Below are 24,035 nucleotides of genomic sequence, written 5' to 3'. Positions count from 1 at the left end.
ATTAACCCAAAGAGGGTATCCCGAAGCCATTTCCACGGCAACGAGACACCCTCTTTGATTAGTGCTGTATATTTTATTCTCCCTGATCAGGGAGCGCCCATACGGAGACACCCCCGCCACATACATGGAAGGTAGCCCAGCCATCTTTCTCAATGGTAATGCTATCTTCACAGCTGTGCGTCAGATCGGTCCAGACTTCGCCCGCTCGGTGTTCGCCAACAAACATCCTTTTCTCACCATCATCACCATTCGAGATAACTACTGCACAACCGGAGCCTTCGATTTCTTCCACCCCACGACGTACCCATCCAATCGTGTTCGCGTGGTCGAAGTAATCCTCCTGCTCTCCATACGCTTTGTCGTAACGGGCGGACATCAGAATGTCCAGAATGTCCTTCTTGCCATCAACAGGTTCGGGACCCCCAATGCCGTAATAATCACCGTAAAAGACTACCGGGTAACCGTCACGACGCAGCAGCGTCAGCGCATATGCACTCGGCTTGAACCAATCGCCCACCCAGGATTCCAGTGCTTCATGCGGCTGGGAATCATGGTTATCAACAAACGTTACGGCATGTGTTGGATGCGTCTGCACCAGGGTATCATCAAAAATCTTGGAAAGATCAAAGTCCCGGCCAGCCAGAGAGGCTTCATGAAGTTTATAATGCAAGGACACATCGAACAGATCAATCTGATAGTCCACCGTATCCAGAAATTCACGGCAAGCATCGAGATTGGAGTTCCAGAACTCACCTACAATGTAGAAATCCTGCCCCCGTTTGCGGAGCATCTCAGCAGCGAATTCCTTAATGAATTCGTGGTTGATATGCTTGATCGCGTCCAGACGAAAACCGCTGCATTGCAGTGTATCGATGAGCCATTTCCCCCATTGGAGCATTTCCTGCCGGACATCCGGGTGATTGTAATCAATATTGGCGAACATCAGGTAGTCATAGTTGCCGAACTCATCGTCGACATTTTGATTCCAGTTCTTGTTCTCCCCTGCAATGCGGAACACACCGCTCCGTTCTTCCTTGGCATCATAGTCAGTGCCGTTGAAGTGTTCAGCGTTCCATTTGAAAGAGGAATATTGATCCCCGCGGCCCGGAAAAGTGAATTTCGTCCAGCCCTCAATCTCGAACGGTTTGGAGATTTCCTTCAATCGATCATTGGGATCGACCTCAATCACCTTGAAGACTTCCGTCTCATCCGCACCCGCCTTATGGTTCATTACCAGATCCACATAAACGGCAACACCATTCTTCTGGCACTCGGCAATCGCCTCGACCAGTTCCTGCTTGGTGCCATATTTGGTGCGTACACTACCCTTCTGGTCAAATTCACCCAGATCGTACAGGTCATAGACGCCATAACCGGTATCCTCGGCAGATACGGCTTTGGTCACCGGAGGCACCCACACGGAGTCGAAGCCTTTGGCTTTCAGCTCTGGCGCCATTTCAGCTAATCGCTTCCAGTGGTTTCCGTCTGCGGCCAGGTGCCACTCAAAAAACTGCATCATCGTATGATTTCTCTTCATTCCCAACCGACCTCCTTGATTGCTTTCGAAGCGGACCACGGCACGGATCTGTATCGTCCTTGTTCGTTCGTATGCTATCCAAGTAATACCCTTTTCGGCCTATGCTTCAATCATGCACATAAAAGAAAGCTGAAAAAGTCTGCGATCGTTCTAACTATAAATTGTTATTGGGGTGAAATCCGTTTGTAGTCCTGCCATTCCTCAGGCAGCAATGAACGATACGGCTCCTCGGTGAAACGATCATCCACCAGCACCAACACGCCCTTGTCCTCTTCCGTACGAATCAGCCTTCCGCCTGCCTGCAATACCTTGTTCATACCGGGGAAAACATAGGCATAATTGAATCCGTTTCTCCCTGTCCGACTATAATAATCGCGGAGTACGTTGTTCTCCAGACCAATCTGGGGAAGTCCGGCCCCGACGACCACAACTCCATTCAGACGATCACCAGGCAGATCCACACCTTCGGAAAACACACCGCCCATAACCGCAAATACCAACCGTGTTCGTTCAGGATGTGGCTGGAACGCGTTCAGGAACGCCTCCCGTTCCTCTTCACTCATTCCCTGCTCCTGCATCACGACTTCTGCTTCGCCCGGCTGTTCCATATACGTCGCCTGTACTTCGCGCATATATGGATAGGATGGGAAAAAGACGAGCAGGTTGCTATGTGGCCACTCGGCAACCAATTGGCGCAGCATATTGGCAATAGGCTGTCTGGAACGTTCACGATCCCGATAGCGAATCGATAATGGCAGCAATCTCACATCCAGCTGCTCTCGCTGGAAAGGCGAAGGAATACGCAAAGTATAGTCTTCTTCCTCCGCACCTAGCATATCCCGGTAATAACCAAGAGGTGACAATGTCGCAGAGAAATGAATCGTGGAACGGAACCCTTTGGCAGTCTGTCGCAGCAGCACGGATGGATCAAGGCAGAACAGCTTCACTCGTACTTCACTTCGCACACATTCGGCATAAGTAATGAAACGTTCATCGTACAGCTTGGCAATGCGCAGGAAATTCTGTGCGGTGAAATAGGCTTCCAGCAGCAATTCATCCCTCTCCGCATTTCCCGAACCGCCTTCGACAAGGCATTGCTCCGCAACCATGACAAAAGGCTCCAGCAGTTCAATCAGCTCCTCTGGCGCCTCCTGCTGCAGCAATTTGCCCTCTTCCCCGCCATTCTTGCGAAGCGTGATCAAATATTTGTCGATGGCACCCGTACGATCTGCGATGGCTTTAGCAGCGGTCACACTGCTGCCCAGCGCCTGGAATTCCCTTTTGACATCCAGAAAGACCGCCTTCTCCAGCTCTGCTGAAAACATCATTCGGCCCCGATCAACCAGATTATGCGCCTCATCGACCAGTAGAACCGTCTTACGCTTCTGCTCCTCCAACATGCGTTTGAGAGAGATGCGCGGATCAAAAATATAGTTATAGTCGCAGATCACCGCATCCGCTGCATACGCAGCATCCAATGAAAATTCAAACGGACACACCCGATGCTTGCGCGCGTACTGTTCAATAACCGGGCGTGTCATTAACGTCTCATGTTCCAGCATATCCAGCACGGCCCCATTAATACGGTCATAATATCCTTCACACATGCCACATTGTCCCGTATCACAGGCTTCCTCTTCCTTGAAACAGATCTTGTCCTTCGCGGTTAGACTGATCACATGCATCTTCAATCCTTCCGCCTGCATCCGGGCAAAAGCCTCTTCTGCCGCAACACGCGTCGTTGTTCTTGCGGTCAGATAGAACAATCGTTTGGCTTCCCCTTCACCAATCGCCTTGACCGTGGGAAAGAGTACCGACATCGTTTTGCCAATACCCGTTGGCGCCTTCGCCATCAGTCCCTGCCCCTCGCGAATCGTCTTGTATACGGCCCCTGCCAGCTTGCGCTGTCCCTCCCTGTATTTGCGAAAAGGAAAAGGCAGCTCTCGCACGCTTATATCTCGCTTCTCTTCATAGGCCACAATCATCTCAGCATACGGCGCATAGCCAGCGACCAGCTCTGCTGCAAACTGCTCAAGCTCCTGCCGTTCCAGCATCCGCCGAAAACGTCTTTCTTCATTGTTCACAGTGTGCACGTACGTAAGCTGTACCTGCATACGGGGTTCATCATGCTGAACCGCGTACATATAGGCATACATCATGGCTTGAGCCCAGTGTACCGGGGCCCCATCGCCCAGATCGTCCAGATTTCCCGCAGTGGATTTGATCTCATCCACCGTCAACTGACCATCCAGACGAATCAGCCCGTCACAACGTCCCTCCACCACGTAGGTCAAGTCTCCATGCTGCAGTTCCACTTCGAGAACCACTTCTTTCAGATCCTCTTCTGTATAATCCTTCTGCACCCGCTGGTGTATCCGAGTTCCCTCCTGCATCGATGCATTGGTGCGAAACCCTGGACGTATGCTGCCACTGCGGTACACATATTCCACCAAAGGCCTGACTGATATTCGAATTGCGGTTGTCATGCGATCACCCGTTCTGATTGTAGTCTCTATACTTTATCATGAAATATGCTTTTGGACACAGCATCACCTCGAAGAAGTGGGAAATATTATGAAGAAAAATTGACATCCCATCGTCCCATAAGTAAAGTTAACTTTACGTAAAGCGAACTTTACTTTTGGGAGGATATACTTGCACAATCTAATCAGAGACAAAAGAATACATATGCACATCACACAGGAAGAACTGTCTCAACGACTAAAGGTCTCCAGGCAGACCATCATATCGCTGGAATCCGGAAAGTACAAACCTTCTCTTGTGCTTGCTCACAAGCTTGCCCAATTATTTGGCTGTCAGATCGAGGAATTATTTATTTTTGAAGGAGATGAGAATATTGAGTTCTGAATTACTGAATCGGATGATCGGGATCGGTGGAATTGTAGCTGGTTTGTTATTTGCAATACTCATTATTTTTTTCACAAGGTTGATTGCAAAAAAGCACAACGGACTGGATGAGCGGTACCTTTATTGTATCACGAGAGCAAAGGCCTTCTCCTGGAATGCAACAACCATCAGTCTTGCTCTGGCATGGATCCTCGTAGTTATGCTAGACGGGATATCGCTTTCCTTTTTCATTATTACTGCAGTGTTTGTCATTCATTGTTTATCTTCTATTGTAGCAAACCTATACTACTCAGCTCAGAATTAGCCCACCTGTCCGATACATGTGAACCGATTGGACTCGCACAATCCCATATGCTATGTTGAAGTGGAATGTACGTAAATAAGGAGGCAGCTTCTATGTATATCTATTTGGTCCCTTCACCGATTCCGGATGCACTTGCTGCATATCCGCATCTGACTTTGCGCAGCGAGGAACAGGTTCGTTTGGCCATTGAATTGACAGAACGTTTGATGAACATCGAGTCCGATGACAACGTAGCGGCATATGAGGCTTTCGATACAACAGGCTCCTGGACAGGCGGCGGTTACGCTGTTCTGAACAACATACCCGTAACAGAAGATGGAAGGAACGACTTCGAGGAACGCTTCAAAAACCGTGCACGCAGAGTGGAAGACGAACCCGGTTTTGTCGGTATTCGTGTACTTCGTCCGCTGAAGGATGATACGTATGTCGTACTTACCCTTTGGCAGTCCCAAGATCATTTCAAAAACTGGCAGCAGTCCCAAGCCTATAACCATGCTCACCGCAACCGCAGCAGTAGTGAAGGGCTGACAGCACAGAAGCCCACCATGTTTCCAAGACCATCATTCGTCACGACATTCACCATAGAGTAAATGAACGGGGAGCAAACCTGATACGGTGCTCCACGATGTACAAGTTTCAAATGTATTGCGATCATGCTTTGGGCAAGGTTCATTTGCACTTCAAAATGACAGCCCTTCCCGCCTCTTCCTTAATAGGAAGGGGCTTTTTTGGATATGCTATGTCTTGAATGAACCAGAGCTGACCTTTCTTTTTTCCACAATAATTGCAAAATGGAAGCAATTAAGAAGCAATTAAGAAGTTCGTTACTTTTGACACGACATGCCATGAGATAGCATAATACTTGTTAAATGAAACTTCGGAAAGGAAGGAAGGCGGTATCTTGTCACGCAATTCACTCACCCGGTTTCTAAGCGGACCGTTTATAGTGTTCACCGTTATTATGATGATCAAAAGCTCTCTGGCCTGGATTGTGATCTTCGATGACATCCCCGTCTGGAAACCGCTGCTGACAGAGTTGCCGCTGATCTGGATCTGCTTCTGTCTGATTGAGTGGTTCGCAGCCAAACGCCGGATGTGGCTATATCTCGGACTAAATCTGGTGCTATCGGGCATCTTCTTTGCAGCCATCATGTACTACAAATATTATGGTGTTATCGTCAATTATCATGCGCTTGCACAGGTTAATCAGGTAACCTCAGTCAAGAGCAGCATGTTCTCTTTGCTTGATCCGTATTATTTGTTTATTTTTGCAGATATTCTGGTTATCGCAGGGATATTGATTCGTCGCCGGATCAAGCTCGGCGGGACTGAACGTCCAGGCAGAGTGCCGCTTGAACGAAGCGCCAGAAGACGAATTGCCTCGGTCATTCTGATCCTGTCGATCGTACTGTGCATGCTCAATATATACCCCAATCGCGCAAGCATGAGCGAGATCACACAAGCGGAGCAAATGGGGATTCTCGGATATGAAGCATACACCATCCTGGCGGATCGGCCGGATAAACCCGTGCCCCTTGATCAAATTGATCAGAATCATATCGACGAGATTAAACAAACGACATCGTTGCCTTCTGTTGTGGAGCAGGGCGCAGCCAAGGGGCGCAACGTCATTGTCCTCCAGCTCGAATCATTCCAGAACTTTCTGATCGGATTGCAGGTGGACGGGCAGGAAGTTACACCCCATCTGAATGAGCTGGCTGCACAAAGCCTGTATTTCCCCAACTTTTATCAGCAAGTGGGACAGGGAAATACGTCGGATGCCGAGTTTGTGGTGAATACATCGTTTTACACACCACCCAACGGAGCCGCAACTACCGTCTATGCTAACAAGGAGCTGCCAAGTCTGCCCAGACTAATGTCCGCGAACGGTTACCAGACAGCCACATTCCATACGAATGATGTGCACTTCTGGAATCGTGATCAGTTATACAAGGCGCTTGGTTTTGACCATTATTATGATATTAAATATTTCGGAACAGAGGATTCCATCGCCTTCTCAGCATCGGATGAAGTGTTGTATAGCAAGACACTCGATAAACTCGAGGCCATGCAGGACACAGGGTCACCCTTCTATGCACAAATTATTTCCATGTCGGCGCATCACCCTTACCATTTACCAGAAGATAAGGTCAGTCTGACGCTGCCAGAACGGTTCAATAATACGTTACCAGGGGATTATCTTGTATCCCAGCATTATGCCGATCAGGCGGTGGGGCAATTTATTGAGGGACTGAAAGAACGCGGATTATGGGAAAATAGCTTGCTTGTTGTTTACGGTGACCATCTGGGTCTGCCTATCTACTCACTGGATCGGACCGATGAGAAACTCATGCAGGAAATCTACGGTCGGGAGTACACGTCCGCAGACATGATCAATATTCCACTGATTGTAACGGCTCCTGGCATCACGCCGGCAGCTCAGCTGGAGCAGATCGGAGGACAGGTGGATATTCTGCCAACGATCGCCGGGTTAACCGGTGCCTCTCTCCAGAACCAACTGTATTTTGGGCAGGATTTGCTGCGTGAGGGAAATAATCTGCTGCCAGAGCGCTATTATCTGCCCTCCGGTTCCGTATTAAACGATGCTTCACTGTTCGTTCCTGAGACGGGATACGGTGATGGTACGCATTACTCTCTTGCGGATGCCGGGAGACAGGATTTCGTTTCAGCAGATCGTGATCAGGAGACGCATTCGAACAGTCTGAAGGATGAACCCGCAGTACCTGCATCCGTAATGCCAACAGAAGAGAACGAGAAATCGACCTCTTCCGAATATATTACGAAGGAACAGTACGAACGAGCTTTGGATCTTCTACACTTGTCCAACAGTTATCTGAGTCAGTTACCGAATCGAAATGCAGTGAAATGATCCAACATGCATAATGAACTTATTTTTTAACTATTCAATCCAATGATAAAAAAAGACAAGAGCCCATGAAAAGGTCTGATATGGCCTGATTCATGGGCTCTTTCGTTCATTCTAACCTCTATATCTAACACTTCCTCCCCCAATCCTCTAACAAAAAGACACCTATAATCACTCAAGTCTTCCTCCGCCAACAAATTACCCTCTTTAGCGAACACACCTGGACGTTCCTCTTCCTTAAGCATCGGTTTACAATGAAAGCGTATTATTCCTTATTGAAGGAGGAGCATTATGAAATTTGACCTGAACTTTGTACCTTTCAGCCGCAGAGAATCGTTCCTTGCTGTCTCTCTTCTACCTGAAAGCAAGAATAGACAGCAAGGCCTCTACCTACGAACTGTGCGGGGTGGAGATGATAAATTTGGTGAGGCGTTCCGTATTGAACTGTTGGATCAGCAGAATCAGACGATTCCATTCACGGCAGAAGCTTCTCCCGAAATCGTCCGGCTGAATTCACCAGTGACGGCGATCTTTGCCGAAATCTGTATTTCGGATAGTCATACCGTCCGATTCCGTTCAATAGGCTGCGGGATCCGGTTAACCTTTATCCCGGCAGCCTATGATTATGCATATGAAGTGAATAAGAATAGCTGGGAAGTGAACAGCTTTACTCATGAATGCCGTTTTATGCTGACTGGACTTGTGGGCGGAATGAAGATGGAAGTGCCGTGGGATAAGATCAAGAGCTCACGAGTGATTGCAGAGTTCACCGTGGATATGGACACAAATACGGCGGAGTTTGCCGTTGAGGAGTTCCGCACAGTATGGGAGCCTCGGCCAAATTGGGAGTCCTTTGATGATGACGTAGAGGCGATCCGTACTGAATTTAACCAGTGGCTTGACAGTAGTCTTGCGATCCCTGATCGCTGGCAGGATGCACGGGAGCTCGCCGCTTACATTACTTGGTCCTGCCTTGTTCCGGCGGAGGGATGCCTGACGCGTCCAGCCATGTATATGTCGAAGAACTGGATGACGAATATATGGAGCTGGGACCACTGCTTCAATGCGATGGCGCTTGTTCGCCATGATCCAAAGCTTGCATGGGACCAATTCATGATCTTTTTTGATCGACAAGATGAGAGTGGCTTAATTCCTGACTTTGTGAACGATAAATATGAACTTTGGAACTGTAACAAACCTCCTATTCATGGATGGACACTGGCCTGGATGATGAAACATACGGACTATATCCGCGAGGCGCAGCTTCGTGAAGTGTATGGTCCATTGTCCAAGTGGACGAAATGGTGGTTCCGGTATCGTGATGATGATGGTGACGGGATTCCCCAATATAACCATGGTAATGATTCCGGCTGGGATAACAGTACAGCATTTAATAATGGAATTCCCGTAGAAAGTCCGGATTTAGCTGCCTTTCTGATTATCCAGACAGAGCTTCTTGCTGAAATTGCTGGATTGCTTGGGCTTACCGAGGAATCCTCTGAATGGAGAAAATTGGCGGATAATACATTGGAGAAGATGATCAGCCACTTCTGGAAAGATGGAAGATTTATCTCCTTACGTTCAGGTACACATGAGCCTTCAGCTGGAGACAGTCTGCTGTTATTCGTTCCGATTCTACTTGGTAAACGCCTGCCGGAACCAATCAGAGATGTTCTTCTGAAAGGGCTCAGGGAGGAGAATCGCTTCCTGACGGAAAATGGTTGGGCGACCGAGAGCATAAGTAGCCCTTACTATATACCAGACGGGTACTGGCGCGGACCGATCTGGGCACCCTCGACCATGCTGCTCGTGGAAGGCGTAGCCGCAGCTGGCGACCTGGAGCTTGCTCAGGAAGTATCACGCCGCTTCTGCAATATGCTTAGCCGGAGTGGGATGGCGGAGAACTTCGACGCGCTGACTGGTGAAGGCCTACGCGACAGGGCATTCACATGGACATCAAGTGTGTTCCTGATCCTTGGGCACGAGTACACAACCTAAAACGAATAATGCACGTCTTCGGCTGCTGTTTTAAACAGCTTTCCGGGGACGTGCTTTTCCCGTTCACCCGAAAAATTTTATTTGCAAACAGTAATTTGAAAGCGTTACCATGAAATGAATGGATTCTTCTATAGACTATCTGTCCATGCTAGAATGCAGGTAGATATAGTTATAGCGAGAGGGGAAATCGTTTATGAACGTCCAGTGGATCAGGCAGCTTAATAAACGTATTTTCTCTGGTTCCTACCGCAGTATACGGACCAAGCTGCTCTTCTGTTTTCTCATCGTCACTCTGATTCCTCTGCTCTCGCTTGGTGCGTTGTCCTATTACCAATCTGCCAAAATTATTAATTCGCAGTTTGGCAAATATGGAGAAAATGCCGTAGCACAGTTGGAGCAACAAACAAGTTCATCTTTAAGCCGAATGAAACAAATGAGTGAAACGATCTACTCGTATTTACTTGATCCCGCCCATACAGATCTAAGGAATCAGGCCCCTGTGAGCTATAGTGAAATCATTGAGAAGAATGACTTTGAAGCCCTACTCAAATCGCTGCGGACGGATCTAACCGCAGGAATCTATATCATTACACCCTCTGGCTATTATTATGGAGAGAACAATTTGAATGTTGAGAAACTAAAAAATATTCCAGAATGGAAAACAAAACCCGCTTCTTATAAAGGAATATACTGGCTCGGCTTTTATGTGCAAAATCACGCAATGAGCAGCTCAGGCGATTCGAATCTCCCCGTCCTTGGTCTCGCTGTTCCGATCCATAATTCCAACGGAACGCAAAACGGCAGTACCATACTCATAGAGGAGAATGCGCAGGAACTGATCCATATGTTCAAACTATTTGAGACAGATACGAAGTCACATCTGACCATTAAAGCTTCGGACGGAAGGCTTGTGTATGAGAGCGCTTCAGCTTTTACGAAGAAGGATAGTGACATTACATGGAACCGGACCCTTGCCGTGAACCAGTGGACCATAGAAGCGAGATTGCCTGCCAAAGCCTTCTACCTGTCCTCGGGCATTATTCGGTCGAATACCATTGTCGTGGCAGTTATTTCATGTCTGCTTGCTTTTGGACTCGCCTATCTGTTCTCATCAAGATTTACAGCGCGTATTCGTACGCTAAAGGATTCAATGCAGAAGGTCAGCTTCGGTAAACTGGATACACGAATGCCGATCGAAGGTAGAGATGAGCTGGGCAGCCTTGATATGAGCTTTAACCGGATGGTAAGCGGTGTCCAATCGCTCGTGCAAGAAGTGGAACAGAGCGAACGACTCAAGAAAGAAGCGGAGCTAAAGGCTTTCCATTATCAGATTAACCCCCATCTGCTGTTCAATACGTTGAACTCCATTCAGTGGAAGGCCCGTCTGGAAGGTGCTGATGATATTCGTCAGATGTTATATCACTTAACGATGGTGCTGGAAGGAAATCTGGATATATCGCAGGAACTGATCACGTTGGGCAGAGAACTACGCATGATTGAGCATTTCCTGAAAATTCAGGAGATCAGGTACGGAAATGTTTTCAGCTATGAGCTAAGTTGTGAAGACTCGCTGAAGCAATATCTGATCCCGCGTATGACGCTGCAGCCGCTGTTTGAAAATATATTTTTCCACGGCTTCACGGATGGGACAGGTACAATCAAGCTGGATGTCATCGTAGAGAAGGATGAGCTTCTGCTGACTCTCAGGGATGATGGAGCGGGTATGACGGAAGAAAAACGGGAGCGTCTGCTTTTGCCAGATCCGAATCGTCGTGGACGCGGAGGGTTAGGCGTACAGAACGCAGACCAGAAATTCAAACTGCATTTCGGCCCGCAGTACGGGCTTACGGTACATTCGACTAAGGGTGAGGGCACAGAGATTGTCATTCATTGGCCCAAAGAGGAGGAGCGTCCGGATGGATACAGCAAAGAGAATTAAGGTGCTGATTGCAGATGATGAGAGCATTGTACGAAAAGGTCTACGCTCGACCGTACCTTGGGAGAAATTCGGGATGGAAGTTGTAGCTGACGCACCCAATGGACAAAAAGCCTGGGAAGCCTTTCTGGAGCATAGGCCTGAAATTGTTATTACAGATATTGTTATGCCAGAGATGGATGGCATTGAGCTGTCTCGCAAGATCAAGGAGGTAGCGGCAAAGACCAAAATAATTCTGCTCAGCTGCCACCGGGATTTTGAATACGCACAACAGGGAATTCAACTTGGGGCATCCGGATATCTTTTGAAGACCGCTTTTGAGGACGAAGAACTTGAAGAAATGTTAAATAAGTTCCAGCAGGAGCTGTCGGTCTCCCCTCCGCCCTCTCCAAAGGATGAAGAACGCATGGAAACGCTGCTCTTTGCATGGCTGAACGGGCATAGCTGTAAATTTCCAGAGGAGCTGGAGAAGCTGCATGGCGGTCCATGGCATTTTAATGGTGAGCCGCTGTTGATATATCTGATTCGAACAATAGAATGCGGAGCCTCTTGGACCGGTCTACTACAGGGTGCTGAGAAGAATGACCGTAGTATGTGCGAGGGTACGATCATTCCATATGGAGAAGAATACTGCTATTGGATCGTTCCTGATTCACTGCGAGGGTCTGCAGACAGCCTTTTGGTAGAGAGCAAGAGCAAATTCAGTCAGCTGAAATGGACTCGCAAAGAATCCTTGCTCCACAGTGATGATCTGAAGCAGGCGTTCCAGAACCTTCATAAAGAAGCTGAGCTAGAGAAGCTGTATGGGATATCCGTAAATCATTGGCCAGATCCGATCTGGAAAGCCGTGAATCTACTATATGCTAATCCCGCAGCAGATTGGTCAGCCAGCGAACTGGCGGAAGAGGTTGGGCTCAGTCGCAGTCATTTCTCCATTCTGTTTAAGAAGGCTGTTGGTGATAGTTTCATTGCGTTCCAATATAAACGTAAATTGCGCCTTGCTTATGGTTTACTGCGGGATACACATCTAACCATGCAGGAAATTGCGGAGCGGACAGGACTTGGAGATAGCAAATATTTTAGCAAATGGTTCAAACGCTGTACGGGTCAGACACCGAGTCATTACCGTGCCCAACAAAAAGACGACGAGTCCCGAACAGATTGACACCTGCTTCACTAATTCGAACAAAATCACAACAACATTCGAATAGATACACGTTTTGAACCGCTTTCATTCGAGTTACGATGAAAGCGGTTCAATTATTATAAACCTCATTGACAGGGGAGCTGACAATATGAAAAAGAGAACTTTACTCATTGTCCTTGCAACGACGCTGATGGTATCTATGCTGTCTGCATGCAGCGGTAACGCTGGAACAGCCAATCCGGAGAACGGCGGTTCGGATCAGACGAAGACGCTTCGTTTTGCAACCTGGGATACGGGGGACGCGCTCAAGATTGAGCAGGATATCGCCAAAAAGTTTGAAGCGGAACATCCCGGCACAAAGGTGCAGGTTGAGGCTTATGCGGACGGATTTGACCAGAAGCTTGCCGCAGGATTTGGAGCAGGTAACCCGCCAGACGTCATGTACATGTGGGACTTCCCTACCTACCATCAATCTCTTGAACCCCTGGATAGCTTCGCAGAAAAGGACAAAGACCTGAAGATAGATGATTTTTACAAAGGATTGTTCAACTACGGAAAAATTGACGATAAGCTGTACGGCATTCCGGCAGGCTTCACGACTCGTGTCGTCTACTATAACAAGAAGCTCTTTGATGCTGCTGGTGTCCCTTATCCCAAAGACGGATGGGAATGGAGTGAATTTCAGGATATCGCGAAGAAGTTGACGGACAATTCCAAGAAGCAGTACGGCTTTGGTGCCCGTGCCGAGAATGATACGTATGACTTGCAGGGCTTCGTCTGGAGCAACGGTGGCTCCTTTATTTCCCCGGATGGTAAAACCATTGAAGGCTACATGAACAGTAAGGAAACTGCTGAAGCTATCCAAATGTTTGGTGATATGGTGAAGAACGGCACCGCCGTGCTCACAGGTGGTAAAGGCCAGCAAAGCGGTGATGATATTTTTAAAGGCGGTAAGATCGCTATGTGGGAGAGCGGAATCTGGCCGCTTGAATCTTTCAAACAAGCGGGAATTGATGTAGGTACGGTCGAAATTCCAGCTTTCCCAGGCAAACCGGTTAAAGGTGTTTTGGCCGAATCTGCGCTGTCTATTGCCAAAGACTCCAAGCACAAAGATCTGGCATGGGAATTCGTTAAATTTTATGTCTCTAATGAATCGATCAAAATGCGCGTTGCTGACCTACCGGTACGACAAAGTGTTGTAAATGAGCTCAAGAAGGATCAAGATCCGCTCTACAAACCTTATTACACGATGCTTGAGCGTTCGGACAATACACCTGCATTTCTACTTAATCCGAAGTGGAATGAAGTGAACCGACAGCTGTCGGCTGCGGTGGAAGCCGTCATGCACGGTAGCAATGCCCAAGAAGCGCTGGATCAGGCGGTTAAGGACAGCGAGCGATATTTGAAATAACACTTGTAGAAAGAAGGTTAGGAGATGGCTCAGACCTACCTGCAGAATACATCGGAACCGACAGCTACCCTTAAGGCCTTAAAAAAACGAAAATGGGGTGGGTTTGCCCCCTACCTCTTTATCTTCCCATGGATATTTGGATTTGTTTTCTTCACTTTAGGACCTCTGCTATTTTCACTGGTCATTTCATTTTTTGATTGGCCAATTGTCGGTAAAGTAACCTTTATCGGGATAGACAACTACGTAGAGATGTTTTCGAATGATCCACTTTTTTGGAAATCTTTATTTGTAACACTGAAATTTGCAGCCCTCTTCGTCCCGCTCAATATTGTAGTTGCACTAGGACTTGCCATGCTGCTAAATCAAAGGGTTAGAGGAAGCGCCATTTTCCGTACGGCATTTTATCTCCCCTCTGTAATCTCAGGTGTGGCGCTTGCTATGATCTGGTCCTGGGTATACAGCGGAGACTATGGAATCCTGAACTATTTCTTATCTGTCCTTGGCATTCAGGGGCCCGATTGGCTAAATGATACGAACTGGTCACTCGTTGCGATGGTCGTCGCCAGTCTCTGGGGACAAGGATCCATGATGCTTATTTTCCTAGCTGGACTTAAAGGCATTCCCAAGGACCTGTACGAATCCGCTTCAATCGACGGAGCAGGTAAAATCCGAAAGTTCCTGAGTGTAACCATTCCGATGATTACGCCAACCATTCTGTTCAATCTCATCACATCGATTATTGCAGCATTCCAGCAGCTAACCCTGGCTCTTCTACTCACGGGAGGCGGGCCAATGAAATCAACCTATTTCTATGCGATGTATATGTATGAGAACGCTTTCAAATATTTCAAGATGGGTTACTCTGCCGCCAACGCCTGGTTTATGTTCCTGATTGTGCTTACCCTGACGTTTCTGGTATTCAAATCTTCGGAAGCCTGGGTGTTCTATGAAGGTGAAATGAAAAAGAATCCGCAGAAGAAGCTTAAAGCCAGTAAAAGGGGGCGGTCCTGATGAAAAAAGTATTTGCTTACGCGTTGCTGATTTTGTTCTCACTGCTGTTCATCGCCCCACTCTTCTGGGCGGTGACCACGGCGCTGAAATCACCGCAGGAGCTTTATCTGTTTCCTCCCAAATGGATTCCGTCCGAATGGAAATTCAGTAACTTCGCAGAAGCATGGAACATCCAGCCCTTTAATCTATTTTTGAAAAACACACTGCTCGTTACGGTTTTATCCACCATAGGTCAGCTGATATCCTGCACGCTCGTCGCTTACGGCTTCGCCAGATTCCAGTTCAAAGGGCGTGATTTCCTGTTTCTTGTCGTCCTGGCGACTATGATGATCCCCTGGGAAGTAACGATGATTCCACAATATATGGAGTTCAACTATTTGGGTTGGATCAACACACTCAAACCGCTGATTATTCCGTCGTGGTTCGGCTCTGCCTATTATATCTTTTTGTTACGACAGTTCATTATGACCCTGCCCCGGGAGCTGGATGAAGCAGCGACGATTGACGGCGCCAGTAAAATGACGATTCTGCTTCGAATCATCGTGCCGCTAATGGGACCTTCACTGATTCTGGTCTCCGTATTCCAGTTCATGAGTTGTTGGAATGACTATCTGGGACCGCTCATTTTCCTGAATGATCAGACGAAATATACGTTAACGCTTGGCCTATCTCAATTCAAGGGCATGTACGGTGTTGATATGCAATCCATTATGGCCATCACCTGCTTAATTTCGATTCCTCCGCTTGCCATTTTCTTCTTCGCCCAGCGTTACATTGTCGGCGGAATTGCCACGACAGGTATTAAAGGATAGGACACATAGATAGATGAAGGGGATGACGATCATGAATGTTATAAACATTGAGCGCGACTGGGATAACCTCAGCGTTCTGGAGAGAAACCGTGCGAAGAGTCGCTCCTATTTTATTCCTCATTCTAATGCAGAAAGTGCTCTGAGCTATGACAGAGGAAGCTCTCCGTGGTTCAAATCGTTGAATGGCATTTGGAAATTCCAATTTTCTGAGGGGCCAGAGCTGGCACCCCCGGATTTTCATCAAAATGAATACGACACCTCAGGTTGGGATGATATCCCTGTCCCTGGCCACTGGCAGTTGCAAGGCTACGGAAATCCGCATTACACGGACCTGTACTACCCATTCCCAGTCGATCCTCCTCATGTACCTAATGATAATCCAACGGGTAGCTACGTAAGGGAATTCACGCTGCCAGACCATTGGGACGGAAGAGTTGTTTCACTTAAGTTCGACGGTGTAGATAGCGCATTTCATGTATGGCTGAATGGTTCGTTTGTCGGGTACAGCCAAGGCAGCCGTCTGACATCAGAATTTGATCTGACCCCTCATCTGCAGGCAGGAGTTAACCGATTGGCAGTCCGGGTTTACCAGTGGTCCGACGGTAGTTATTTGGAGGACCAGGATATGTGGTGGATGAGTGGCATTTTCCGCGATGTCTATCTGGTCTCCGAGCCTTCAGCGTTACGCATTACAGATTATCGAATTATAACCGAGCTAGATACCGAGTTTACGAATGCGGTACTGTCCGTTCGCTTAGACCTTGATGGAGAAGAAGTTCAGGGCAAGATACAGTTGCAACTGCTGGATAAAGTTGGAGCGCAGATCCTGTCTGCTGAGAAGAATCTAAACCATCCTTTAAGCGTCGAGTTCAATCTGCCGGTGGCAAAGCCTTCCTTATGGAATGCCGAATCTCCTTATTTATATCATCTGATCATTTCATTAGTCGATTCGAACAATCAGGTGATAGAAACTGTTGCCCAACGTGTCGGGTTCCGCCGTGTGGAGGTCAGGGATGGACAGTTCTTGGTGAATGGCGTAGCGATCCTTCTCAAAGGTGTGAACCGACATGATCATCATCCAGATACGGGACGAACCGTTACGGTATCCACCATGCGCGAAGATATCCAAATGATGAAGCAGCACAATATCAATGCGGTGCGGACGGCACATTATCCGAATGACCCGCGGTTCTATGATCTATGTGATGAGTATGGGCTATACGTTATGGAAGAGACGGACCTGGAAACGCACGGCTTCGAGCCACTCGGTAATATATCACGTCTTAGTGATGATCCTGCGTGGAAGGATGCCTATGTGGACCGCATTCGCCGTATGGTGGAGCGCGACAAAAATCACCCTTCTGTGATTTTCTGGTCGCTTGGCAATGAATCGGGCTTCGGCTGCAATTTCCGAGCGATGTCTGAGTGGTGCAAAACGAATGATTCCACACGACTTATCCATTATGAAGAAGACCGTGAAGCGGAAGTATGTGATGTGGTGAGCACGATGTATTCTTCTGTGGAGAAAATGGAAGGCTTCGGTCAGCTAACCGATCATCCGAAGCCGCATATTCTATGTGAATTTGCTCATGCGATGGGCAATGGACCTGGAGGGTTACAGACGTATTTTGACACCTTTGATGCTTATCGGCGCCTTCAAGGCGGATTTGTCTGGGAATGGATCGACCATGGGCTTAGCAGAACAACAATCGATGGCAAGGCTGATTATGCTTACGGCGGCGATTACGGTGATGTACCGAATAACAGTAATTTTGTTATTGATGGGCTGGTTCGTCCAGACCGCACCCCCTCTCCGGGGCTCATTGAATATAAGAAAATTATCGAGCCTGTGAAGGTAGAAATGATAGACGCAGGAAAGATTCGCGTAACGAATCGGTATGATTTCGTGACATTGGATCATCTGCAGGTACACTACAGTGTCACGGCTGATGGACGAACGGTTAACAGCGGTGTACTCCTACTCCCGCAGGTAGGACCAGGTGATAGCACAGACTTGTTCATTCCAAATTTGATAGATCAGCAGTCGGCCCTTCTCGCTCCGGCTACAGAGATGTGGCTGAATGTCGGCTTCACGCTGGCAGCTGACTGTGCTTGGGCGGTGCAAGGGCATGAGGTAGCCTGGGCACAGTTTGCACTGCCAAGTCATTCAAGCTCGGCTGTCTCTTCCCCATCGCAACTGCTTGTAGAGCAGAAATTGTCAGTCACCGAAGAAGGACGCCAGCTAGTTCTTGCGAATGACAGTTTCCGCATTTCTTTTAATCGTCTACGTGCAGGGTTTACGTCCCTTTGCCTGAACGGAAAGGAGCTCATTCAACATGGACCACAACTGAATTTCTGGCGCGCTCCGATTGATAACGATATGTATGTGCTCCCAGATTGGCGCAAGGCACACCTCGATCGACTGACCGAGCGGATAGACGATTTCCGCTGGGATCGATTGGATGAAACGTCTGTGCGTATGACTTGGACTTCACGCATAGCACCCCCTGTCTACGATTGGGGCTTCCGCTGTGAAACGTCCTATACAGTTACTGCAAGTGGACTAATTATTATAGATGTGAGGGGAATGCCGGAAGGGACACCACCCGCTATGCTCCCGAAAATCGGTCTTCAAATGGAAGTTCCCTGTGATATAGACCGGGTGAAATGGTATGGCCGTGGACCGGGTGAGAGCTATTCGGATAGCCGGGAGGCCGGACGCTTCGGCGTATATCAGAGCAGTGTAGATGGGTTGTTCACATCGTATATCTATCCTCAAGAGAACGGAAATCGGACAGATGTAAGGTGGATGTCGATAGTCGATGGAGCAGGAATCGGTCTGCTGGCGGCAGGAGCGCCAACGCTTGATTTCAGCGCCAGACGTTACACCGACAGTGATCTGGAGAAGGCGCAGCATAAGAGTGATTTGGCACCTCGTGATTTCATCACACTGAACCTGGATTACAAACAGAATGGACTGGGAAGCAACAGCTGTGGTCCAGCACAGTCCCCTGAAAATACAGTTAAGCCAGAAGCGTTCCGGTTCCGTATCTTGCTTCAGGCTTATATGGCAGAGGATAGCTCTCCTGAACGGCTTAGCCACCGAATGAGTACAGAAGCGAAGCAATATGAAATGGAGGAAGATCAACATGCTTAATACACAGGACGTTTTGAATTTATCTGGCAAGGTAGCCGTCGTTACTGGCGGAGCATCAGGCATTGGGCTGGCCACCGCTGAGCTTCTGGCGAGCTTCGGGGTACATGTTGCCTTGATTGATATCAATGAGGCTGCGGGTAACGAGGCAGTCGTCAGTATCCGTGAACAGGGAGGTCAGGCCAGCTTTTACTGCTGCAACGTGACCTCTGCCGCAGACTGCGAACGCACAGCTTCAGAGATTGCATCAGCTCTTGGAGGGATTCACATCTTGTTCAATAACGCTGGGGTCATCCGCCGCAAAACGGTTACCGAATTGGATGAAAGAGACTGGGATCTTGTACTGGATGTCTCGCTCAAAGGTGTCTTTCTCCTCTCTAAATATGTAATTCCCATTATGGAGCATAGCGGCGGAGGCAGCATCATTAACACAGGCTCAGGTTGGGGACTGAAAGGTGGAGACCGCGCAGCAGCTTATTGCGCGGCAAAGGCAGGCGTTGTCAATTTGACGCGCGCCATGGCTATCGACCATGGTGCGGCGAACATTCGAGTCAACTGTGTATCACCAGGTGATACGGATACACCGCTCCTGCGTGACGAAGCGAAGCAGCTGCAGCAAGATGAGTCCGCATTTCTGGTTGCCTCTGCAGGAGGCAGACCACTGGAGCGTCTAGGTACACCGCGTGATATCGCGAATGCCGTATTATTCCTGGCGAGTGACTTGTCCTCATGGGTAACGGGTAGTGTGCTCGTTGTTGACGGAGGCGGAATTGCTTAGGGCGGATAAGTAAGAATATTTTCTCAACATATGAACGGAGGCGTTAATTGTGGCTCACAACAAAACATATGCCCATCCCTATATTCCAAATACCGTTCCGGAGGTCCGGGACGCGATGCTGAAAGAAATAGGTCTCACGTCTATGGAGCAGCTCCATGACGCGATTCCTGACAGCCTGAAGCTGCAGCGGAAGATGGATCTTCCGCCAGCCATGAACGAGTATGAACTGCGCCGACATATTGATGGACTGCTAGCGAAGAACAAGCATGGTGGAGATTATCTTAATTTTCTGGGTGCAGGATGCTGGCAGCATTTCATCCCGGCTGTATGCGACGAGATCAATCAGCGTTCTGAATTCGTGACAGCCTATGCTGGAGAACCTTACGAGGACCATGGTCGGTTCCAGGCCCTGTTCGAATATCAGAGCCTGCTTGCCGAACTCGTGGATATGGATGTCGTAAACGTTCCAACCTTCGACTGGGCTCAGGCGGCTTCCACTGCAATCCGCATGGCGGGACGTATTACAGGGCGCAAAATCGTGCTGCTCCCTCGTTCTGTAGATCCTGATAAGGCAGCAATTATTCGGAATTACTGCACTCCGGTCATGGATATCCAGTATGTTGACATCGATCAGGTGACAGGACGAATGGATCTGAATGATCTGCGAAGCAAATTAAGTGACGATACGGCAGCGATATATTTTGAAAATCCCGGTTACCTTGGAATCATTGAGGATCAGGGAGCTGAAATATCTGATCTTGCTCATAAAATAAATGCGGTTTCTATTGTAGGTGTTGATCCCATATCACTCGGAGTTCTGGAGCCACCAAGCCGTTACGGAGCGGATATCATTTGCGGAGATTTGCAGCCGCTGGGTATGCATATGAACTTTGGCGGTGGGCAGGCTGGCTTTATCGCAACACGTGATGAGGAAAAATACGTAATGGAATACCCTTCGCGACTATTTGGCATCGTGCCAACCGAGGTGGAAGGCGAATATGGCTTCGGGGATGTTGCCTATGAACGTACCTCATTCGCTCTTCGGGAGAAAGGCAAAGAATCGGTAGGAACTCAGACCGCTTTATGGGGTATTACGGCAGGTGTATATCTAGCCCTCCTCGGTCCCGTTGGAATGCAGGAGGTTGGCAGCACTATTATCCAGAAATCGCATTACGCTGCGAAACAGATATCACGAATTCCAAGTGTGTCTCTTCGCTTCGAAAACGGCACCTTTTTCAAAGAGTTTGTTGTTGATTTTAATGATACAGGTCTAACCGTTGACGAGATCAACCAGAGATTAATGGAGACAGGGATTTTTGGAGGCAAGGATTTATCTTCATCCTACCCTGCGTGGGGTCAATGTGCACTCTACTGCGTCACGGAAACGCACACCCAGTCGGATTTGGACCGACTTGTCGATGCTCTTCGTTCCATTGTCAGCACATCATAGTGATCATATAGAGGAGGACTGAACGCCATGAAACGGATTCGCAGAGACCATAAGGTTCGTAAGTTTCACCAAGCGAAATGGGATGAGCCCGTTATCTTTGAACTTCACCGACCAGGAGAGCGGGGCGTCATCCCGCCGGGGACGGAAGCAGCTGTAGCCGCTGAAGCAGGTAGCGCGGAAGACAGCATACCGGCGTCCATGTGGCGGCGCAATACGCCGGCTTTGCCAGAAATCGGTCAGGCCAAGGTACTGCGGCATTATCTGAGATTATCCCAGGAAACACTGGGATCGGATATGAACGTGGAAATTGGCCAGGGAACCTGCACCATGAAATATATTCCCCGGATTAACGAAATGCTTATCCGCAATCCACGCATGACTGAGCTTCATCCGCTACAGAATGTGGATTCTGTTCAGGGCATGCTCGAAATATTCCATAATCTCGACCTGGCAATGCGAGAGATTTCTGGTATGGATGCATTCTCCTTTCAGCCGAGCAGCGGAACCCAGGCACTTCTCGCTATGGCCTCCATCGTCCGCGCCTATCATGATTCGCGTGGTGAAGGGGAGCAGCGTGATGAGATCATTACAACCATCTTCTCTCACCCTTCCCAGGCCGCTACAGCTGCCGTCAAGGGATATAAGATTATTACGTTACATCCAGACGAAGATGGATTCCCGGACCTTGAGAAGCTGAAGAACGTTGTCTCCGAACGGACAGCCGGATTCGTCGTTGCTAATCCAGAGGACACAGGCATCTATAACCATCGTATCCGCGAGTTTACAGATGTGGTGCACGCAGCTGGTGGTGTTTGCTACTATGATCAGGCTAACGCCAATGGCCTGCTCGGGATAACACGAGCGAAGGAAGCAGGTTTTGATATGTGCTTCTTCAATCTCCACAAAACCTTTGCGGCGCCCCATATGTGTGGTGGTCCTGCAACGGGCGCTCTCGGGGTGACAGACGCCCTGAAGAGTTTCATGCCTGGGCCATTGGTGGATAAGGAAGTGGGCGGACGGTATATCTTGAAAGATCAAACTGAAGTAAGCATTGGTAAGGTGCGCAGTTTTCACGGTGTAGCCCAAACCGTACTCCGCTCCTACGCCTGGATTATGAGTCTCGGACCAGATGGTCTGAAGGATGTCGCCCAGGTTGCGGTGCTGAACAACAACTATTTATATCATAAAATTGTTCAAATACGCGGAGCGAGTGCCCCGTATGTTCAAGGACGCCGTTTAGAGCAGGTCCGCTACAGCTGGAAGCAGCTAACCGATGAGACTGGAGTGACGACGGAGGATATTACGCGGAGAATGTGCGACTTCGGCCTGCATTACTGGACCTCCCATCACCCATATATTGTTCCACAGCCATTCACACTGGAGCCAACCGAATCCTATTCCAAGGAAGATCTCGACGAATATATCCATGCGCTGGAGCATATCTCGAATGAAGCCTACACACAGCCAGATATCGTCAAATCGGCTCCGCACAGCAGCACCGTGCACCGCAATGATGAATCATCTTTGGACGATCCGAAGCAGTGGTGTATTACTTGGCGTGCATATTTGAAGAAAACACAACCCGAACTTCAGGAACAACATTAGCATGTACGCAGCACCCTACTTTAGTGTTCATATAGAGGAGCATTAATATTACCAGTTCTATAAATAGACAGAAAAAAGACCCTCAACACATGTTGAGGGTCTTTTTAATATAGATTCCATAGCTTTAAGTTGGAGTTAAGCTCGGAATTCTTATTCACTCAGCATGGACTGTGTAAAACTGATCCACTCGCGGGTTGCAAAGGATAAGTATCGATCCCTCCGCCAGATCATGCCGAGCTGCCACGGAATTACGGGCTCCATCACGGGTATAATCCGTACACGCATATGATCCACCTCACGGCAGATTGTCTCTGGCAGCAACGCCACACCCAAATTGGCCGCTACCATCGCACTGAGCAGATCCCACTGCGAGCTCTCATACACTACCCGGGGTTGAAATCCCACATGCTGACAGGCTGCAATAATCCGGTCATGCAGTGCAAAATCTTCCCGAAACAGCACAAACGCATCATGCTCCAGTTCGCGGAGAGCGACTGACTCTTTACCCGCAAGCGGGTGCGAAGGGTGTACGAGCAGATTCAGCTTCTCTTTCACAAAAACAAAATGATCCACCAGTTCATCCACTGTTGGCAGTACAGCAACACCAATATCCAGTGCACCGCTGATGACATCAGCCTCCACTTTTTTGGCACCATCCTCGAATAGCTGAATGGTTACCTGAGGGTAAGCTTTATGGAATTCACCAATAATCATCGGAAAAAAGCTGGACCCAACCATCGGTGGCAGACCAATTCGAAGATGTCCCTTCTTCAGATTCATCAGATCGTCCAGCTCGGACGACAGACTGCGAAATGATTTTTCAATCTCCAGCGCCTGCCGGAAAAAGACATGTCCCGCATCTGTCAGCGCAACCTTCTTGCCATAACGATCCAACAGAGTTACGCCCAATTCATCTTCAAGACTTTTGACCGTTTTGCTAATCGTCGGTTGTGTAATGAACAACACTTCGGCTGCTTTGGTGAAGCTTTGCTGCCGGGCAACTTCGAGAAAATATTGCAAATGGCGGATATCCATCGTCTGATCCCCATCCTTCATAGATAAATGGAATGGTAAACATTCTTAATATGCATTTTACTCATGAAAGAATGCGATGTAAAATTTGTGATATCAAACAAT

Annotated in this window: 17 protein-coding genes; 14 read left to right on the top strand and 3 right to left on the bottom strand. The window is 48.4% G+C overall.

The genetic code is table 11. The features are described from left to right. Positions 1-73 precede the first annotated feature (73 nt). Both P364_RS0109440 and P364_RS0109435 read right to left on the bottom strand, forming a co-directional pair. Positions 74-1,537, bottom strand: coding sequence for an alpha-amylase (locus tag P364_RS0109440; RefSeq protein ID WP_024629890.1), 1,464 nt, complete (start codon positions 1,535-1,537; stop codon positions 74-76). Positions 1,538-1,701: 164 nt separating this feature from the next. Continuing rightward, positions 1,702-4,023, bottom strand: a complete 2,322-nt coding sequence (locus P364_RS0109435) for a helicase C-terminal domain-containing protein (RefSeq protein WP_024629889.1) — start codon at positions 4,021-4,023, stop codon at positions 1,702-1,704. A 169-nt stretch (positions 4,024-4,192) separates the two neighbouring features. Between P364_RS0109435 and P364_RS0109430 the strand changes: the two genes are divergently transcribed. The 14 genes from P364_RS0109430 to gcvPB all read left to right on the top strand — a co-directional run bounded on the left by P364_RS0109430 (position 4,193) and on the right by gcvPB (position 22,898). Continuing rightward, entirely contained in the window at positions 4,193-4,405 is a 213-nt protein-coding gene (locus P364_RS0109430) for a helix-turn-helix transcriptional regulator (protein WP_024629888.1), read from the top strand. Beyond that, positions 4,395-4,709 (top strand): hypothetical protein, encoded by a 315-nt coding sequence (locus P364_RS0109425; protein WP_024629887.1) that lies wholly within the window; start codon positions 4,395-4,397, stop codon positions 4,707-4,709. The genes P364_RS0109430 and P364_RS0109425 overlap by 11 nt, the downstream gene beginning before the upstream one ends. Before the next feature lie 92 nt (positions 4,710-4,801). Further along, positions 4,802-5,299 (top strand): antibiotic biosynthesis monooxygenase family protein, encoded by a 498-nt coding sequence (locus tag P364_RS0109420; RefSeq protein WP_024629886.1) that lies wholly within the window; start codon positions 4,802-4,804, stop codon positions 5,297-5,299. Between the two features lie 371 nt (positions 5,300-5,670). Then, positions 5,671-7,599 (top strand): LTA synthase family protein, encoded by a 1,929-nt coding sequence (locus P364_RS0109415; protein WP_063870635.1) that lies wholly within the window; start codon positions 5,671-5,673, stop codon positions 7,597-7,599. Positions 7,600-7,887: 288 nt separating this feature from the next. Then, positions 7,888-9,594: an amylo-alpha-1,6-glucosidase gene (locus P364_RS0109405; protein WP_024629883.1), complete on the top strand. Its 1,707-nt coding sequence runs from the start codon at positions 7,888-7,890 to the stop codon at positions 9,592-9,594. Positions 9,595-9,787: 193 nt separating this feature from the next. Further along, positions 9,788-11,533: a sensor histidine kinase gene (locus P364_RS0109400; RefSeq protein WP_024629882.1), complete on the top strand. Its 1,746-nt coding sequence runs from the start codon at positions 9,788-9,790 to the stop codon at positions 11,531-11,533. Continuing rightward, complete coding sequence (locus P364_RS0109395) at positions 11,511-12,695, top strand: response regulator transcription factor (RefSeq protein WP_024629881.1); 1,185 nt, start codon at positions 11,511-11,513, stop codon at positions 12,693-12,695. Before P364_RS0109400 ends, P364_RS0109395 begins: the two co-directional genes overlap by 23 nt. Before the next feature lie 130 nt (positions 12,696-12,825). Next, positions 12,826-14,088: an ABC transporter substrate-binding protein gene (locus P364_RS0109390; protein WP_024629880.1), complete on the top strand. Its 1,263-nt coding sequence runs from the start codon at positions 12,826-12,828 to the stop codon at positions 14,086-14,088. Between the two features lie 24 nt (positions 14,089-14,112). Then, positions 14,113-15,099: a carbohydrate ABC transporter permease gene (locus tag P364_RS0109385; RefSeq protein ID WP_024629879.1), complete on the top strand. Its 987-nt coding sequence runs from the start codon at positions 14,113-14,115 to the stop codon at positions 15,097-15,099. Continuing rightward, a complete protein-coding gene (locus tag P364_RS0109380) occupies positions 15,099-15,911 on the top strand; it encodes a carbohydrate ABC transporter permease (protein ID WP_024629878.1) in 813 nt (270 codons plus the stop codon). Before P364_RS0109385 ends, P364_RS0109380 begins: the two co-directional genes overlap by 1 nt. Positions 15,912-15,942: 31 nt before the next feature. Continuing rightward, positions 15,943-19,068, top strand: coding sequence for a beta-galactosidase subunit alpha (gene ebgA, locus P364_RS0109375; protein ID WP_029880867.1), 3,126 nt, complete (start codon positions 15,943-15,945; stop codon positions 19,066-19,068). Continuing rightward, positions 19,061-19,843, top strand: a complete 783-nt coding sequence (locus tag P364_RS0109370) for an SDR family NAD(P)-dependent oxidoreductase (RefSeq protein ID WP_024629876.1) — start codon at positions 19,061-19,063, stop codon at positions 19,841-19,843. The genes ebgA and P364_RS0109370 overlap by 8 nt, the downstream gene beginning before the upstream one ends. 49 nt (positions 19,844-19,892) lie before the next feature. After that, positions 19,893-21,293: an aminomethyl-transferring glycine dehydrogenase subunit GcvPA gene (gcvPA, locus tag P364_RS0109365; RefSeq protein WP_024629875.1), complete on the top strand. Its 1,401-nt coding sequence runs from the start codon at positions 19,893-19,895 to the stop codon at positions 21,291-21,293. Positions 21,294-21,320: 27 nt separating this feature from the next. Then, positions 21,321-22,898, top strand: coding sequence for an aminomethyl-transferring glycine dehydrogenase subunit GcvPB (gene gcvPB / locus P364_RS0109360; RefSeq protein ID WP_024629874.1), 1,578 nt, complete (start codon positions 21,321-21,323; stop codon positions 22,896-22,898). Positions 22,899-23,048: 150 nt separating this feature from the next. Here gcvPB and cidR read toward each other — a convergent pair whose 3' ends face one another. Next, the gene (gene cidR / locus P364_RS0109355) at positions 23,049-23,933 is read right to left on the bottom strand and encodes a cidABC operon transcriptional activator CidR (protein ID WP_024629873.1); all 885 of its coding nucleotides are present in this window, start codon (positions 23,931-23,933) and stop codon (positions 23,049-23,051) included. Positions 23,934-24,035: the final 102 nt, after the last annotated feature.

This window comes from Paenibacillus sp. MAEPY2, from assembly GCF_000499205.1.
In the GTDB taxonomy this organism is placed as follows: domain Bacteria; phylum Bacillota; class Bacilli; order Paenibacillales; family Paenibacillaceae; genus Paenibacillus; species Paenibacillus vandeheii.
Note: the sequence above shows the minus strand (reverse complement) of the source record. Positions and strands in the feature narration are given on the sequence as shown.